Genomic DNA, 14,503 nt, shown 5'->3' with positions numbered 1-14,503 from the left:
CTCAGCCTCCGGTCCGACTGCTGTGAACGAGACTGCGTCCGGTGTCGACGACAGTGTCCTCTGCCGGCCGCGGTGTCCAGCCGAAGGTTTCGCGGGCGGCGTCGGTGCAGACCGGGCGACGCACCCCCAGGTTGCCGACCATTGCCCGCAGCTGCGGGACGAACGGGGCCAGAATCCGCACCAGCGTCGATGGCATCGCTCGGATGGAGACCTTCGCTGCGTCCGCGCCGAGCCGGCGGCGCAGGATCGCGGCGATATCCCGCAACGACAGCAGGGCGCCGCTGGCGGCGAGGTAGCGGTGCCCGGCGGCTTCCGGCGTCAGCATGGCGGCCATCTGCAGGTCTGCGAGGTCCCGCACATCGACCGGGGACACCCACAGGTCGGGAACGCGCGGCATCCGGCCGGACAGCATCGCCTGGATGATGCCTACCGAGGGGGGATGGTCGCTGCTGAGGACCGGCCCGAAGATTCCGGTGGGGTTGAGGACCACCAACTCCACACCTCCGTCGGTACCCTCGACGAAGTCCCATGCCGCCCGCTCGGCGACGGTCTTGGACTTGATGTACGGGTCGATACCCGGCGCGTCGGGATCCGTCCAGTCCTGTTCGGTGAAGGGACGGTCCGGCGGTTGCTGGCCATAGCCGACCGCCCCAAACGACGACGTCATCACCACTCGATGTACTCCTGCGTCGCGGGCGGCCCGCAACACTCTGAGCGTGCCGTCGCGGGCCGGCAAGACCAGATCGTTCTCGTTGGCCGGTCGGATTCCGGGGAACGGGGAGGCGATGTGCAGGATGTAGCGACAGCCCTGTGCGGCGGCGTCCCAGCCGGCGTCCTCGGTGAGGTCGGCGGTCACCACCTCGATGGAGTCGTCGCCGACGGTGCGGCGTAGCTCGGGGGTCCGGGCCGGCGAGCGTACGGTTGTCCGGACCTGGAAGTTGCGGGCCAGGGCACCTCGGATCACGTACGAGGCGACGAAGCCGGTGCCACCGGTGACCAGGATACGGTTTGTTGACATCGAGATTCCCCAAACTTGACAGCGCGAACCAACGATCACGGACCGTGATCGCTCGGGACAGGCAACGAGCTCGTCGGATGACCTGGGCCAGACGGCGCGGGAGCTGACTCAGCCGCGCGTCGCGCTCAGCAGCGGCAACAGGACCTCATCGACGATTCGGGCGGCCAGGCCGGGCCGGTGACCGAGGTAGAGCTGGCCGGCCAGCAACGGCCCGAGGAGGATCTGGTCCACCAGATCGAGGACCGGGTTGTCCGGGCCGATCCGCCCGGCGTCGACGTGTCGCTGAAGCATCCGACGCATCGCCTGGATCTGCGGCTCGATCATGAGCTCGCGGAGGGCGAGCATCAGCTCGGGATTGAGCAACACGTCCCGGGCCAGACCCGTCATGGCCGCGTCATGCGAGTCCCTGATTCGGGCCGCGTCGCTGGCTATCGTCGCCAGTGCCAGCAGGTCGCCGCGGAGGGAGCCGGTGTCGATTTCGATCGCCGGAGCGGGCTTCTGCGCCTGCAGAGCCCGAATGACCAGCATCGACTTGCTCTCCCAGCGCCGGTACAACGTAGCGGTGCTGGCCTTTGCCGCAGCCGCGATGTCGTCGATGGTGACCGCGTCGTAGCCGCGCTCGCGCACCATCGCCAGTGCGACCGTCAGCAGCTCCTGCTCGCGCTCCGCCGAGAGCCGGCTGCGACGCGGTCTGGCCTGCGTCTCCGACACCGTCACCTCCTCGCCCCTACCGACACTACGAAAACCAGATACCGAAATCAAGTTTTCGACAACTAGTTTTCGCTAACGGGGACACCCCTGTCAGGTCGCCGGCCACGCCCCGCTGAACAGGTCGCGGGTGTCGGCGAGCAGCTGCGGCAGCACCTTGGTACGGCCGATCACCGGCATGAAGTTCGCGTCCCCGCCCCACCGGGGCACCACGTGCTGATGCAGGTGGGCGGCGATGCCGGCACCGGCCACCCCACCCTGGTTCATCCCGATGTTGAAGCCGTGCGCGCTGCTCACGGCGCGGATCACCCGCATCGCGGTCTGGGTGAACTCGGCCAGCTCGGCGGTCTCGGCCCGGTCCAACTCCGGGTAGTCCGCGACGTGCCGGTACGGGCAGATCAACAGGTGACCGGGGTTGTACGGGTAGAGGTTGAGCACGGCGAAGACCCGTTCGCCCCGGGCCACCACCAGACTCTGCTCGGCCGGCCGACCGGGGGCCAGGCAGAACGGGCAGCCGGTCGGCGAGTCGTAGCCACCGTCGGGCCGGTCCGCACCGGAGATGTACGCCATCCGGTGCGGTGTCCAGAGTCGTTCCAGGCCATCCGGGCCCGGTTGTCCGGTCGTGCCAGTCACCCCATGATCGTACGGGCTCGGCCGGCCGGACTCACCCGACGGCGACCCGGCTCACTGCCCGGCGGGCCCCTGCTGACCGTCGGACCCCGACTGACTGTCGGGAACGGTCGCGGTCGGGTTGACGTTGGTCCGGGACCGCACCACGTCGACGACGTGGGCCACCGCCTGAGCCAGCGGCACTCCGTTACGCTGTGAACCGTCGCGGTAGCGGAACGAAACGGTCCCGGCCGACACGTCGGCATCGCCGGCGATCGCCATGAACGGCACCTTCTGCTGCTGGGCGGTGCGGATCTTCTTCTGCATCCGGTCGTCGGAGAAGTCCACCTCGGCCCGGATGCCCTCGGCGCGCAGCATGGCGACGAACTCGGCCAGGTAGTCACCGTGATCGGTGCGGATCGGGATGCCGGTCACCTGCACCGGGGCCAGCCAGGCCGGGAACGCGCCGGCGTAGTGCTCGGTGAGGATGCCGAAGAACCGCTCGATCGACCCGAACAACGCCCGGTGAATCATCATCGGCTGCTGCCGGGTGCCGTCGGCGGCCTGGTACTCCAGGCCGAACCGCTTCGGCTGGTTGAAGTCCAGCTGGATGGTGGACATCTGCCAGGTCCGGCCGATCGCGTCACGGGCCTGCACCGAGATCTTCGGGCCATAGAAGGCCGCGCCGCCCGGGTCGGGCACCAGCTCCAGCCCCGAGTCGATGGCCGCCTGCCGCAGGGTCTCGGTGGCGTCGGCCCACTCGGCCGGGTCGCCGATGAACTTGTCCGAGTCGTCGCGGGTGGACAGCTCCAGGTAGAAGTCGTCGAGGCCGTAGTCCCGCAGCAGGTCGAGCACGAAGGCGAGCAGCGAGCGCAGCTCACCGGGCATCTGCTCCCGGGTGCAGTAGATGTGCGAGTCGTCCATGGTCAACCCGCGCACCCGGGTCAGGCCGTGCACCACGCCGGACTTCTCGTACCGGTAGACGGTGCCGAACTCGAACAGCCGCAGCGGCAGCTCCCGGTACGACCGCCCCCGCGACCGGAAAATCAGGTTGTGCATCGGGCAGTTCATCGCCTTGAGGTAGTACTGCGCGCCTTCCATCTCCGCCGGCGGGAACATGGTGTCGGAGTAGTACGGCAGGTGCCCCGAGGTCTCGAACAGCTGGGACTTGCTGATGTGCGGGGAGTAGACGAACTCGTACCCGGCCTGCTCGTGCCGACGGCGCGAGTAGTCCTCCAGCTCCCGACGGATGATGCCGCCCTTGGGGTGGAACACCGCCAGCCCGGAGCCGATCTCGTCCGGGAAGCTGAACAGGTCGAGGTCCGCGCCGAGCTTGCGGTGATCGCGGCGGGCGGCCTCGTCGAGCAGCTTCAGGTACGCCTTGAGCGCGTCGCGGGTCGGCCAGGCCGTGCCGTAGATCCGCTGCAGCTGCGGGTTGCGCTCGGATCCCCGCCAGTACGCCGCCGCGCTGCGCATCAGCTTGACCGCGCCGATCAGCCGGGTGGACGGCAGGTGCGGGCCCCGGCACAGGTCCGACCAGCAGGTCTTGCCCGAGGTCGGGTCGAGGTTGTCGTAGATGGTCAGCTCGCCGCCGCCGACCTCCATCACCTCGCTGGCGTCGAAGTCGGCGGTGCCCTTGACGTCGACCAGCTCCAGCTTGTACGGCTCGTCGGCGAGCTCCGCCCGGGCGGCGTCGAGGTCGGCGAACCGCCGCCGCCGGAACCGCTGCCCGGATTTGATGATCTCCTGCATCCGCTTTTCCAGCTTGTCGAGGTCCTCGGGCTGGAATGGCCGGGCGACGTCGAAGTCGTAGTAGAAGCCGTTGGTGATCGGCGGGCCGATACCCAGTTTGGCCTCCGGGAACAGGTCCTGCACCGCCTGGGCGAGCACGTGCGCGGTGGAGTGGCGCAGTACCGCGAGCCCGTCCGGGGAGTCCAGGGCGACCGGCTCGACCCCGGTCTCGGCCTCCGGTGACCAGTCCAGGTCACGCAGGGTGCCGTCGGGGTCGCGGACCACGACGATCGCCTTCGGGCCGTTCACCGGCAGACCGGCGGCGGCGATCGCGTCCGCGGCCGTGGTCCCGGCCGGGACCACGACGGGTTCGGCCTGGGGACTGGCTGCGCTTGCGGACACGACGGGCTCCTCACGGTCGATGAATCGGTGCGTACGGTGGCTCGGTGGCTCGGTGGCTCGGTGGTCCGGCAGGGTCGGCGACGACGCTCCGGTGGCCGGGGCGGGCCCGGCCGGCCATGATGCTATCGCCCCACGTCGGCGTCACCGGGTGTCGGTCCTGTTGCAACGCCCTGACGTCGACCCGGTTCCGGCGTTAGATTGACGCCGTGGCTGCCACCGACATGGTCGGCGCTCTGCGGCGCCGATACGACTCATTTTTCGCCAGCCGGCGGCCGGTGCCGTTCGCCGTGCTGGACGTCGCCGGGACGGAGCACCGCTTCGGCCCGGGCGACCCGCAGTTCACCATCGCCGTACGTCACCCCCGTGGTGCCCGGGCGCTGGCCGCGTTGGACCAGTTCGCGGTCGCCGTGGCGTACCTGCAGGGCTGGCTGGACGTGGAGGGTGACCTGTCCGCCGCGCTGCGGATGCGGGCGTTCTTCACCGACCTGCATCCGGTGGCCCGGTTCTCCGGCGTGTTCACCGGGCTGCTGCGCGGCCGGCGGGAGGACGACCGACGGGCGATCTCCCACCACTACGACTCGGAGTCGGAGTTCTTCCTGACCTTCCTCGACACCCGGCACCGCTGTTACACGGAGGGCGTGTTCGCCGCCGACGACGAGCCGCTCGAGGACGCGATGACCCGCAAGATGGACCTGGCGCTGGAGGCGATCGGGGTCAAGCCGGGTGACCGGGTGCTGGAGGTGGGCGGCGGCTGGGGTGCGTTCGCCGAACACGCGGCCCGGCAGGGCATCGAGGTGACCACCACGACCCTGTCGCGGGAGTCGGAGCGCTACCTCGTCGACCTGTTCGATCGGGAGCAGCTCGACGTACGGGTGGTGCGGCAGCACATCTTCGGCTTCACCGACGAGCGTCGCTACGACGCGATCGTCAACATGGGGGTGACCGAGCACCTGCCGGACTACCGCCGCAGCCTGCGCAAGTACGCGGAGCTGCTCAGGCCCGGCGGGCGGGTCTACCTCGACGCGCTGGCGATGCGGCGCAAGCACGTCGCGTCGGCGTTCATGAAGCGCTACATCTATCCGGGCCGGTCCGCGCCGCTGCTGCTGCACCAGTACCTGCGGCACGTGGCCCGTTCCCCGTTCGAGCTGTGCAGCATCGCCGATGACCGGCACAACTACTACCTGACCTGCCGGGAATGGGCCCGGCGGCTGGACGCGGCCCGGGACGAGGTGGTGCAGCGCTGGGGGGAGCCGATGTACCGGCGGTTCCGGATCTTCCTGTGGGGGTCGGCGGCCGGCTTCGACACCGGGATGGTGCAGGCGTACCGCTGGGTGTTGCGGCTGCCCTGAGCCATCGTCGGCGGCGACCGACCCAGCGATCGTCGTCGACGGGACCGCGACGTACGTCGGACTGCGCCGCCGTGCGCGGTGACCGCGGTCACCGCCGACTTGCCAGGGGCAGTACGGTCGTGAGGTGGCTACGGTGCTCCTGGTCGAAGACGACCACGTTGTGCGCGGCGCCATGTTGCGCTCGCTGGCCGACCGCGGGCACGCGGTCCATGCGGTCGGCACCGCCCTGGACGCGCTACGCCGGGTCGCCGCGGAAACCCCCGACCTGGTGGTTCTCGACCTGGGCCTGCCGGACCTGGACGGGTCGGACGCGTTGCGGATGCTGCGCGGCATCACCGACGTGCCGATCATCATCGCCACCGCCCGCGACGACGAGCAGGCGATCGTCCGGCTGCTGCGGGCCGGGGCCGACGACTACATGGTCAAGCCGTTCACCGGCGCGCACCTGGACGCCCGGATCACCACGGTGCTGCGCCGGGCCGGCCGGGCGAGCCGGTCGGTGCCGCCCGCCGTGCACCAGGTCGGTGGGCTGCGGGTCGACGTCGGCGAACGCAGCGCCACGCTGGACGGCGAGGCCCTGGCGCTGACCCGCAAGGAGTTCGACCTGCTGGCCTATCTGGCCGCCCGCCCAGGTCGGGTAGTGTCCCGCCGGGAGCTGTTGGAGGAGGTATGGCGGCAGCCGTCGGTCGGCGAGGACCAGACCATCGACGTGCATCTTTACTGGCTTCGCCGCAAAATGGGCGAATCCGCAGCGAAGCCGCGCTACCTGCGCACCGTGCGGGGGGTCGGCTTCCGGCTGGTGGTACCGGACTGAGGTTGGCGCTGGCCTACCTCGGGGCCGGCATGGCATCGATCATCGCGTTGGCCTTCCTCATCCCGCTCGGCCTGCAGCTGCAGCGGGAGACCCGCGAGCAGGCACTGGCCGACGCGGCCCGGCGTGCCGCCGTGGTGCGCGGCGCGTTGGCGGTCAGCAACGACCCGGAAGGGGTCCGCCGGGCCGTGGCCGGTCTCGGCGAGAGCACCGACCGGCAGCCGGTGGTGCACGGACTCGACCCGGTCGGCACCGTACGCGCGACCAGCCAGCAGGTCACCGACGCCGCCGCCGGCACCGGGCCGACGGTGGTGGCCACCGACGGCGGGGTGCTGCACCTGGAGCCGGTCACGGTCGGTGAGGCGGTCACCGTCGTCGAGGTCTTCGTCGCCGACGGCGAGCTCAACCGGGGTGCGGCCGGCACCTGGCTGCTGCTGGTCGGCATCGCCGCAGGTCTGGTCGTCTGCTCGGTCATCGTCGTGGACCGGATCGCCGCGCGCGCCGTCGCCGCGACGAAAGGGCTGGTCGACGCGGCGATGGCGGTCGGTGACGGGGATCTAGCGGTACGCATCCAGCCTGACGGGCCGCGCGAGCTGGCCGAGGCCGGGTACGCGTTCAACCGGATGGCGGACCGGCTGGTCACCTCCCGCACCGACGAACGTGAACTCGTCGCCGACCTGTCCCACCGGCTACGCACCCCGCTGACCGTACTGCGGCTGGACGCCGACGCGCTCGACTCCGACGACACCAGCGTCGGCTCGTTCAGCGAGGCCGAGCTGGACCGGCGGCGGACGATCCGCCGGATCCGTCAGGCGATCGTCACCCTGGAGGGTGAGGTCGACGTTCTGATCAACACGACCCGCAAGACGGTCACCCAGGAGGTCGGCCAGGGCAGCTGCGACGTCGCCGAGGTGGTCCGCGACCGGATGGTCTTCTGGTCGGCGCTGGCCGGCGACCAGAACCGGCCGTACAACGTGATCGGCGCGCAGCTGCGGACCCCGGTGCCGGTGCCCCGGGCCGAGCTGGCGGCCGCGCTCGACGCGGTGCTCGGCAACGTGTTCCGCTACACGCCGCAGGGCACCGCGTTCGAGGTGGCGGTGTCCCGCCGGGACGGGTACGTGGCGATCCGGGTCGACGACGCCGGGCCGGGTATCGCCAACCCGGACCGGGCACTGCGGCGCGGCGCCAGCGACCAGGGCTCCACCGGGCTCGGCCTGGACATCGCCCGTCGGGTGGCGTTGCAGGCGAACGGGTCGGTCAGCCTGGACCGGGCCCGGCTCGGCGGGGCGAGCGTGGTGATGCTGCTCGCCGACGCCGAGGCCGCCCCACCCCGCCCGATGAGCCGGTTCGGGCTGGTCGGCCGGCTGGCCCGGGAACGCGACCGGGAGCGGGAGCGGGAGCGGGGCCGGGGCCGGACCCGTCGCCGGCCGGCGCCGCGCTGACCGGCAGATCACGGCCGGGTCTTCGCCGGCACAAGTATTCCTTAGGTCTGGCTTAACGTCGTTCCGCAGGCCCTGCGCCGGATGGCAGCATCTGTTCCGAACCCATCGGCGTTTCCTGGACGACTCACCCGCAGTACCGTCCCAAATCCCCAGTCCAGGGACGCTTGCGCGCGGCGGGGCCCGGTCCCCAACATCGATGTCCCGCCGCGCGCCCACCCTGGACAGAGGCAGGTCGACGTGTCACCGTCAGCCGCTGCGCCGCCGCCGGCCGCTGAGCCACCGCCAGCCGGATCACCCACCGTCGACCAGGACGAAGCCAGGCCGATCACCACACGGCAGGTGCTGCGTTGGATGACGGTGATCGGCGCGCTGGTGGTCGCGGTCCTCGCCTGCTGGCAGGACCCGAGCTACGCGACCTGCGCCGCCAGATAGCCGTCGATCTCGTCCCGCAGCCGCCGCTTCTCGGCGGCGGACAGGAACGAGGCGGTCACCGCGTCGCGGGCCAGGCCGGCGAGCTGTTGCGGGCCGGCCCGCAACAGGGACGCGGCCACCGCGTACTCCTGGTTGAGGCTGGTGCCGAACATCGGCGGGTCGTCGGAGTTGATCGTCACCAGCAGGCCGGCGGCGACCATGTCGGCGAGCGGGTGCGCGGACAGCTGCGGCACCGCGCCGGTGCGCAGATTGGACGTCGGGCACACCTCCAGCGGAATCCGCCGCTCCGCCAGGAACGCCACCAGCTCCGGGTCCCGCACGCTGGACGTGCCGTGGCCGATCCGTTCGGCGCCCAGCTCGCGCAGCGCGTCCCAGACCGTCTCCGGACCGGTGGTCTCGCCGGCGTGCGGCACCGAATGCAGCCCGGCCGCCCGGGCCTGGTCGAAGTACGGCTTGAACTGGGGCCGGGGGACGCCGATCTCCGGCCCACCCAGACCGAAACTGATCAGACCGTCCGGGGCCTCGTCGAGGCAGATCCGCAGCGTCTCCTCGGCCGCCGGCAGCCCCGCCTCCCCCGGTATGTCGAAACACCAGCGCAGCTCGATGCCGAAGTCGGCGCGGGCCCGTCGCCGGGCGTCCTCGATCGCCGTGCACAACGCGGGCGCGGGAATGCCACGCCGCACGTGCGAGTACGGCGTCACCGTCAGCTCGGCGTACCGGACCTGCTGGGCGGCCAACTCGCGGGCCACCTCATGGGTGAGCACCCAGACGTCCTCGTCGTCGCGGATCAGATCGACGACGCTCAGGTAGATCTCGACGAAGTGTGCGAAGTCGCGGAACACGAAGTAGTCGGCCAACGCGGCCTCGTCGGCGGGGACCGGGGACCGCCCCTCGTGCCGCTGGGCCAGCTCGGCGACGATCCGCGGCGACGCCGACCCGACATGGTGCACATGCAGCTCGACCTTCGGCAGCCCGGCGATGAAGTCCGACAGCACGGACTGAGACTCCGACAGCACGGGCGGAGACGACGGTTGCTGGCTCACCGTGGCGTTCGACCTCCTCGGGAAAACGGACATCCCCGACGGGGGCCCGGCTGCGCCGAGCGTACCGCTCGGGCGGTCGTCTAGGCTCGCCCGGTGGACAAGCGTACGTTTCCGCGGCTCGGCCGCACGGTAGGGGCGATCGGTCTGGGTGCCTGGCAACTCGGCGCCGACTGGGGGACGGTCAGCGAGGACGAGGCGGAGGCAACGCTGCGCGCCGCCGTCGAAGCCGGCACCACCTTCCTGGACACCGCCGACGTGTACGGCGACGGGCGCAGCGAACGGATCATCGGCCGGTTCCTGCGGGAGTCGGCCGGCGACGATCTGTTCGTCGCCACCAAGATGGGACGCCGGGTGGCGCAGCACCCGTCCGCGTACGTGCTGGACAACTTCCGGGCCTGGACCGACCGGTCCCGGGCGAACCTCGGCGTCGACCGCCTCGACCTGGTCCAGTTGCACTGTCCGCCGACCGAGGTGCTGCGCACCGACGCGGTCTACGACGCGCTGGACGCCCTCGTCGCCGAGCAGCGAATCGCCGCGTACGGCGTGAGCGTGGAGACGGTCGACGAGGCGCTGGCCGCGATCGCCCGGCCGGGCGTGGCCAGCGTGCAGATCATCCTCAACGCGTTGCGGCTCAAGCCGCTGGAGCGGGTGCTGCCGGCCGCTGCCGCCGCCGGGGTCGGGATCATCGCCCGGGTGCCGCTGGCCAGTGGCCTGCTCTCCGGCCGGTACGACGAGAACACCCGGTTCGCCGCCGACGACCACCGCACCTTCAACCGGGACGGCTCGGCGTTCGACGTCGGTGAGACGTTCTCCGGAGTCGATTTCCACACCGGGTTGGCCGCCGTGCGTCGGCTCGCCCCACTGGTGCCGCCGCAGGCCACCATGGCCCAGTTCGCGTTGCGCTGGATCCTGGACCAGCCCGGGGTGACGGTGGCGATTCCTGGTGCCCGCAACCCCGCCCAGGCGCAGGGCAACGCGGCAGCCGCGGAGCTCGCGCCGCTGGACGACGCCACCCAGCGGACGGTGCGGGAGGTCTACGACGACCTGATCCGGCCCCAGGTGCACCACCGGTGGTGACCCGCCGCCCGGCGCTGCGCACGAGCAGGGGCCCGGTCGCGCACGAGCGAGGGCCCCGTTGTTCCGGCCGGAACAACGGGGCCCTCGTCACGACCTTCGCGGGTCGGTGCCAGCCCGACCGCCGGACGGCACCGGCGACCGAGGTCAGATCGGGCGGACCTGCTCGGCCTGCGGACCCTTCTGGCCCTGGGCGATCTCGAACTCGACCCGCTGGTTCTCCTCCAGCGTGCGGTAGCCGCTGGTCTGGATGGCCGAGAAGTGGACGAACACGTCAGCACCCCCGCCGTCGACGGTGATGAAGCCGAAGCCCTTGTCTGCGTTGAACCACTTCACGGTTCCCTGCGCCATGTGTATCTCCTTCTGAAACTGGCGGCCAAGCACGCCGTGCGGCCGGTTGGCCGTTTTCGAGCAGCGGCGCCTGAGGTGGCCCCCGACGAAGGAGGACTTCTCTCAACCCACGCTGTCTCGCAACAGCGTGGACAGCAAACCACGTACGCAAAAACTTCGCACAGCCTACCTGACGAACGTCTCCGACATGTGACCTGAGACGCCGTTCGCGCCCTCGTGGCGTGCCCGAATCTGGTCGCCGTCCGGGCCCGGTCCGGTCTGGTCGTCGCGCCTCTGACCAGCGGCGGCGGCGCTCACGACGGCCAACGGCCGGTGAGCCGGCGCACGCCGGTCGCGCCGCCGCGATCCACCGCGGCCCGGACGACTGAGAAGATCGCCCCCTGCAGTGCGGCCGCAGCCAGCACCTCGCCCCAACCACGCTCCTCGTCGATGGCGTTGGGTGCCTCGTCGTCGCCGGCGGCGAGCTTCCACACCTGCCGGAATATCGCCCCGGCCAGGGCACCCGCCGCCAGGCCGAGCACCAGGCCGACCGGCCGGTAGGCCAACTTGTTGAGCGGTTTGCTCACCCGCGCCTCCCTCTCCTCGTCAACCACACCAGTACCACCGTCACCACCGTGCCGGCCACCACCAGGGCCGGGACCGTGACGGTACGCCGGTCGGGCCGGCGCGCCGTGGCCGCCGCCTGTCGGGCCGTATCACGCAGCCGCAGCCGGGCGCGGTCGGCCCCCAGCCGCAGCCGGCTTTTCACGTCGGTCTTAGCGGCCAGCGCCTGCACCGTCTGGCCCAGTTCGGCCCGGGTCTGCCGGATCTCGGCCCGGAGCAGGTCAAGATCGCCGGTGCCGTTACCGGACCTGCCGTTGTGCGACGTCACGACTGCCGCCCCCGCTTCATTGCCGCGCCGACCACCGTCACGTCCGCCCGTACGCTGTCCGCCGCCGCCGTCGGCACCGGCGGTGCCGCCTGACGGACCTGCCGTCGCCCGGCGAGCGCCAACACGCCCGCGACCAGGAACAGCAGCACCGCGACGGCCAGGGCGGCCAGCCACGGCGGCCAGGCCTGGGCGAGCAGCAGCACGCCGGCGCCGATCAGCACACCGAGGCCGTAGAGCGCGATGACCCCGCCACCGCCGAACAGCCCGATCCCCAGTCCGGCATGCTTTCCCTTTTCGGTCAGTTCGGCACGGGCGAGCGCGATCTCGTCGCGCACCAGTCGCGATATCTGCTCACCGGCCTGTTGCACGAGTTCCGCGGTGGACCGCTCGGCGGGCGGCCGGTGCAAAGTGTCGGCCATGGTGCCTCCTTTCCCGCTGTTCGCCGCTGTATGCCCGGCCCGGACCTTCGTCAATCCTGCTGACTGCGATCCCCGGCGGCGGATTCCTCGGGTCCGACGAAGACCGACGCACGGGCGTCGCCCTCGGCGTCACCACCGAACAGCCGGGCGTCGTCGGGTACCTCGTGCCCGCCGCCAGTGGTGGACGTAACCGGTCCGGCCGGGTGACGGCCGTTGCGCTGCCCGCCGGTGACCGGCCGGTGCCGCAGGTCCAGCCAGTCCAGCAGGCTGTCCCCGTCGCCGACCTCGGCCCGCCACCGGGGCAGCGCGGTCGGTCGCTGTTCGCGGACCCAACTGGCCAGGTGTTCGCGGACCTGGCACCGCAGATCCCACAGGCTCGGCGAGTCGGCGGCGCTGACCAGGGCCCGCAGCCGGACCGTACCGCCGGTGGCGTCGGTCACCTGCAGCACACACACCCGGCCGTCCCACAGCTCGGTGCCCTCCACCAGTCGGCGCAGTTCCTCGCGCATGGCCTGGACCGGAACCGACCAGTCCAGGTCGAACTCGGCGGTGCCCAGCACCGCGGCCTTGGTCCGGGTCCAGTTCTGGAACGGCGTGGTGGTGAAGTAGGAGGTGGGCAGGATCAGCCGCCGATCGTCCCAGATGTGCACCACCACGTAGCTGAGCGTCAGCTCCTCGATCCGGCCCCACTCACCCTCGACCACCACGACGTCGTCGATACGAACCGCGTCGCTGAAGGCCAACTGCAGCCCGGCGATGACGTTGCTCAGCAGGCTCTGCGCGGCCAGCGCGCCGACCACACCGATCACCCCGGCGGAGGCGAGCAGGCTCGCGCCGACACCGCGTACCGCCGGGAAGGTCATCAGCATCACCCCGACGGTGAGGATGACGATCACGGCGATGGTGACCCGACGCAGCATCACCACCTGGGTGTGCAGCCGGCGGGCGTGCCGGTTGTCCGGCACGTCGGTGCGGAACCGGGCCAGCGTGGTGTCCTCCATGGCCAGCAGCAGCGCCCCGACCAGCCAGGCACACGCCGCGATCATCGCGAGGACCAGCAGGTGCAAGGTGGTACGCCGCCACGGCTCACCGACCGCGTAACCGGTCGAGAAACGGACCGCGAGCTGAATGGCCGTCACGGTCGCGGCCGCCCGCGTCGCCCGGTGCGCGTGGGTCGAGACCTCGGCGAGCAGTACGGAACGTCGGCCGAGACGCCGGACGACCCGGTGGCCGATCGCCACCGCGGTCACCGCGAGTACCGCCGCCGCGACCGTGACGAGCACCGTCCAGACAACCGGATGCACGGATGGATCCCCCTCCACATCGCCATCAATAGTGACAAAAGGTCAATGATGCCGGGTGAAGTTGGGCCATGCCATGGGTGCTAGATCACACTTTCCGGTAGCGGGACTGGGCGAAGCAGTAGACACCGAAGGCGGCAAAGCCGGCCGCTACCAGTGCCAACAGGACAGACCCGAACGCCTGCTCGCGCAGGGTGTGCAGGGCTGCGTCCAGGCCCCGGGCCTGCTCCGGCTCGAACTGGACGGCAGCGGTCACCAGCAGCGCCCCGGCGGTGCCGTAGGCGACACCCTTGGCGACGTAGCCGGCCGTACCCAGCCGGCAGACGACCTTGCGCACCCGGGCGTTCATCGCCCCGGTCCGCAGGTGTTCGGCGAACCGCCGGGTGACGCCGTTGACGACCATCCCGGCACCGATGCCGATCACCACCAGGCCGGCGAACCCGACCAGCCACCGGCCGCCGGGGGCGGACATCACCCGTTCGCTCATCGCCTGCTGCTGGTCGGCGGTGTCGGCGTTGGCGTTGCGGAACACCTGGACGGCGGTCCAGGCGAAGGACAGGTAGACCACGGTCCGCCCGACCGAGATGACCCGTTCGACCGTCCGCTTGTTGCCCTGCTCGGCACGGTGCCCGACGGCGGCCTCGATGCCCTGCCACACCGCCATCGCGGCCAACCCGACCGCGACGGCGATCAGCAGCACCCCGCCGAGCGGCTGCGCGGCGAGGGTACGCAGCGCGCCGGACTGGTCGCCGTCGGCGGCCGGGCGGCCGAAGGCGATCTGCAGTGCCAGCCAGGCCACCAGCAGGTGCACCAGGCCGTACCCGAGGAAGCCGGCTCTGGCGAGCAGCTTCAAGGATCGACTGTTACCAAGCTGGTGGGCGGTGCGCTGGGCATCCCTGGTTTTCGGCATGGCGCTCCATATGACCGGTCAGCGCCGCCACC

The 14,503-nt window shown here is 71.0% G+C and carries 16 protein-coding genes; 5 read left to right on the top strand and 11 right to left on the bottom strand.

All coding sequences use genetic code 11. The annotated features are described in order from the left end of the window. Window position 1: 1 nt before the first annotated feature. From O7553_RS09630 to thrS, 4 genes are all read right to left on the bottom strand, one after another. The gene (locus O7553_RS09630; protein ID WP_281554472.1) at window positions 2–1,018 is read right to left on the bottom strand and encodes an aldehyde reductase; all 1,017 of its coding nucleotides are present in this window, start codon (window positions 1,016–1,018) and stop codon (window positions 2–4) included. Between the two features lie 108 nt (window positions 1,019–1,126). After that, the gene (locus tag O7553_RS09625; protein WP_281554471.1) at window positions 1,127–1,735 is read right to left on the bottom strand and encodes a TetR/AcrR family transcriptional regulator; all 609 of its coding nucleotides are present in this window, start codon (window positions 1,733–1,735) and stop codon (window positions 1,127–1,129) included. A gap of 84 nt (window positions 1,736–1,819) precedes the next feature. After that, window positions 1,820–2,296 (bottom strand): HIT domain-containing protein, encoded by a 477-nt coding sequence (locus O7553_RS09620; RefSeq protein ID WP_281555545.1) that lies wholly within the window; start codon window positions 2,294–2,296, stop codon window positions 1,820–1,822. 114 nt (window positions 2,297–2,410) lie between these two features. Next, window positions 2,411–4,468, bottom strand: coding sequence for a threonine--tRNA ligase (gene thrS / locus O7553_RS09615; protein WP_281554470.1), 2,058 nt, complete (start codon window positions 4,466–4,468; stop codon window positions 2,411–2,413). A 206-nt stretch (window positions 4,469–4,674) separates the two neighbouring features. On the opposite strand from thrS, the gene O7553_RS09610 reads away from it, so the two are divergent. The 4 genes from O7553_RS09610 to O7553_RS09595 all read left to right on the top strand — a co-directional run bounded on the left by O7553_RS09610 (window position 4,675) and on the right by O7553_RS09595 (window position 8,502). Continuing rightward, window positions 4,675–5,817 (top strand): class I SAM-dependent methyltransferase, encoded by a 1,143-nt coding sequence (locus O7553_RS09610; RefSeq protein ID WP_281554469.1) that lies wholly within the window; start codon window positions 4,675–4,677, stop codon window positions 5,815–5,817. 124 nt (window positions 5,818–5,941) lie between these two features. Then, on the top strand, window positions 5,942–6,631 hold the full coding sequence (locus tag O7553_RS09605) for a response regulator transcription factor (protein ID WP_123601096.1): 690 nt from the start codon (window positions 5,942–5,944) through the stop codon (window positions 6,629–6,631). Window positions 6,632–6,660: 29 nt separating this feature from the next. Beyond that, window positions 6,661–8,070, top strand: a complete 1,410-nt coding sequence (locus tag O7553_RS09600) for a HAMP domain-containing sensor histidine kinase (protein ID WP_281554468.1) — start codon at window positions 6,661–6,663, stop codon at window positions 8,068–8,070. Between the two features lie 237 nt (window positions 8,071–8,307). Next, the gene (locus O7553_RS09595; RefSeq protein WP_281554467.1) at window positions 8,308–8,502 is read left to right on the top strand and encodes a hypothetical protein; all 195 of its coding nucleotides are present in this window, start codon (window positions 8,308–8,310) and stop codon (window positions 8,500–8,502) included. On the opposite strand, the gene O7553_RS09590 is transcribed toward O7553_RS09595, so the two are convergent. After that, a complete protein-coding gene (locus O7553_RS09590) occupies window positions 8,478–9,497 on the bottom strand; it encodes an adenosine deaminase (RefSeq protein WP_281554466.1) in 1,020 nt (339 codons plus the stop codon). The genes O7553_RS09595 and O7553_RS09590 overlap by 25 nt on opposite strands. Before the next feature lie 141 nt (window positions 9,498–9,638). Between O7553_RS09590 and O7553_RS09585 the strand changes: the two genes are divergently transcribed. Beyond that, window positions 9,639–10,622: an aldo/keto reductase gene (locus tag O7553_RS09585; protein ID WP_281554465.1), complete on the top strand. Its 984-nt coding sequence runs from the start codon at window positions 9,639–9,641 to the stop codon at window positions 10,620–10,622. Window positions 10,623–10,766: 144 nt separating this feature from the next. On the opposite strand, the gene O7553_RS09580 is transcribed toward O7553_RS09585, so the two are convergent. The 6 genes from O7553_RS09580 to O7553_RS09555 form a co-directional block, all read right to left on the bottom strand. Beyond that, complete coding sequence (locus tag O7553_RS09580; RefSeq protein WP_007075740.1) at window positions 10,767–10,970, bottom strand: cold-shock protein; 204 nt, start codon at window positions 10,968–10,970, stop codon at window positions 10,767–10,769. Window positions 10,971–11,263: 293 nt separating this feature from the next. Next, a complete protein-coding gene (locus O7553_RS09575) occupies window positions 11,264–11,536 on the bottom strand; it encodes a DUF4235 domain-containing protein (protein WP_281554464.1) in 273 nt (90 codons plus the stop codon). Further along, window positions 11,533–11,841, bottom strand: a complete 309-nt coding sequence (locus tag O7553_RS09570) for a DUF3618 domain-containing protein (protein WP_281554463.1) — start codon at window positions 11,839–11,841, stop codon at window positions 11,533–11,535. The genes O7553_RS09575 and O7553_RS09570 overlap by 4 nt, the downstream gene beginning before the upstream one ends. After that, window positions 11,838–12,260, bottom strand: a complete 423-nt coding sequence (locus O7553_RS09565; RefSeq protein WP_281554462.1) for a phage holin family protein — start codon at window positions 12,258–12,260, stop codon at window positions 11,838–11,840. Before O7553_RS09565 ends, O7553_RS09570 begins: the two co-directional genes overlap by 4 nt. A gap of 50 nt (window positions 12,261–12,310) precedes the next feature. After that, on the bottom strand, window positions 12,311–13,564 hold the full coding sequence (locus O7553_RS09560) for a mechanosensitive ion channel domain-containing protein (RefSeq protein WP_281554461.1): 1,254 nt from the start codon (window positions 13,562–13,564) through the stop codon (window positions 12,311–12,313). 85 nt (window positions 13,565–13,649) lie between these two features. Next, window positions 13,650–14,414, bottom strand: coding sequence for a DUF1206 domain-containing protein (locus O7553_RS09555; protein ID WP_348650087.1), 765 nt, complete (start codon window positions 14,412–14,414; stop codon window positions 13,650–13,652). Window positions 14,415–14,503: the final 89 nt, after the last annotated feature.

Origin of the sequence: Solwaraspora sp. WMMA2059, from assembly GCF_027497315.1 — a bacterium.
Taxonomy (GTDB): Bacteria; Actinomycetota; Actinomycetes; order Mycobacteriales; family Micromonosporaceae; genus Micromonospora_E.
Note: the sequence above shows the minus strand (reverse complement) of the source record. Positions and strands in the feature narration are given on the sequence as shown.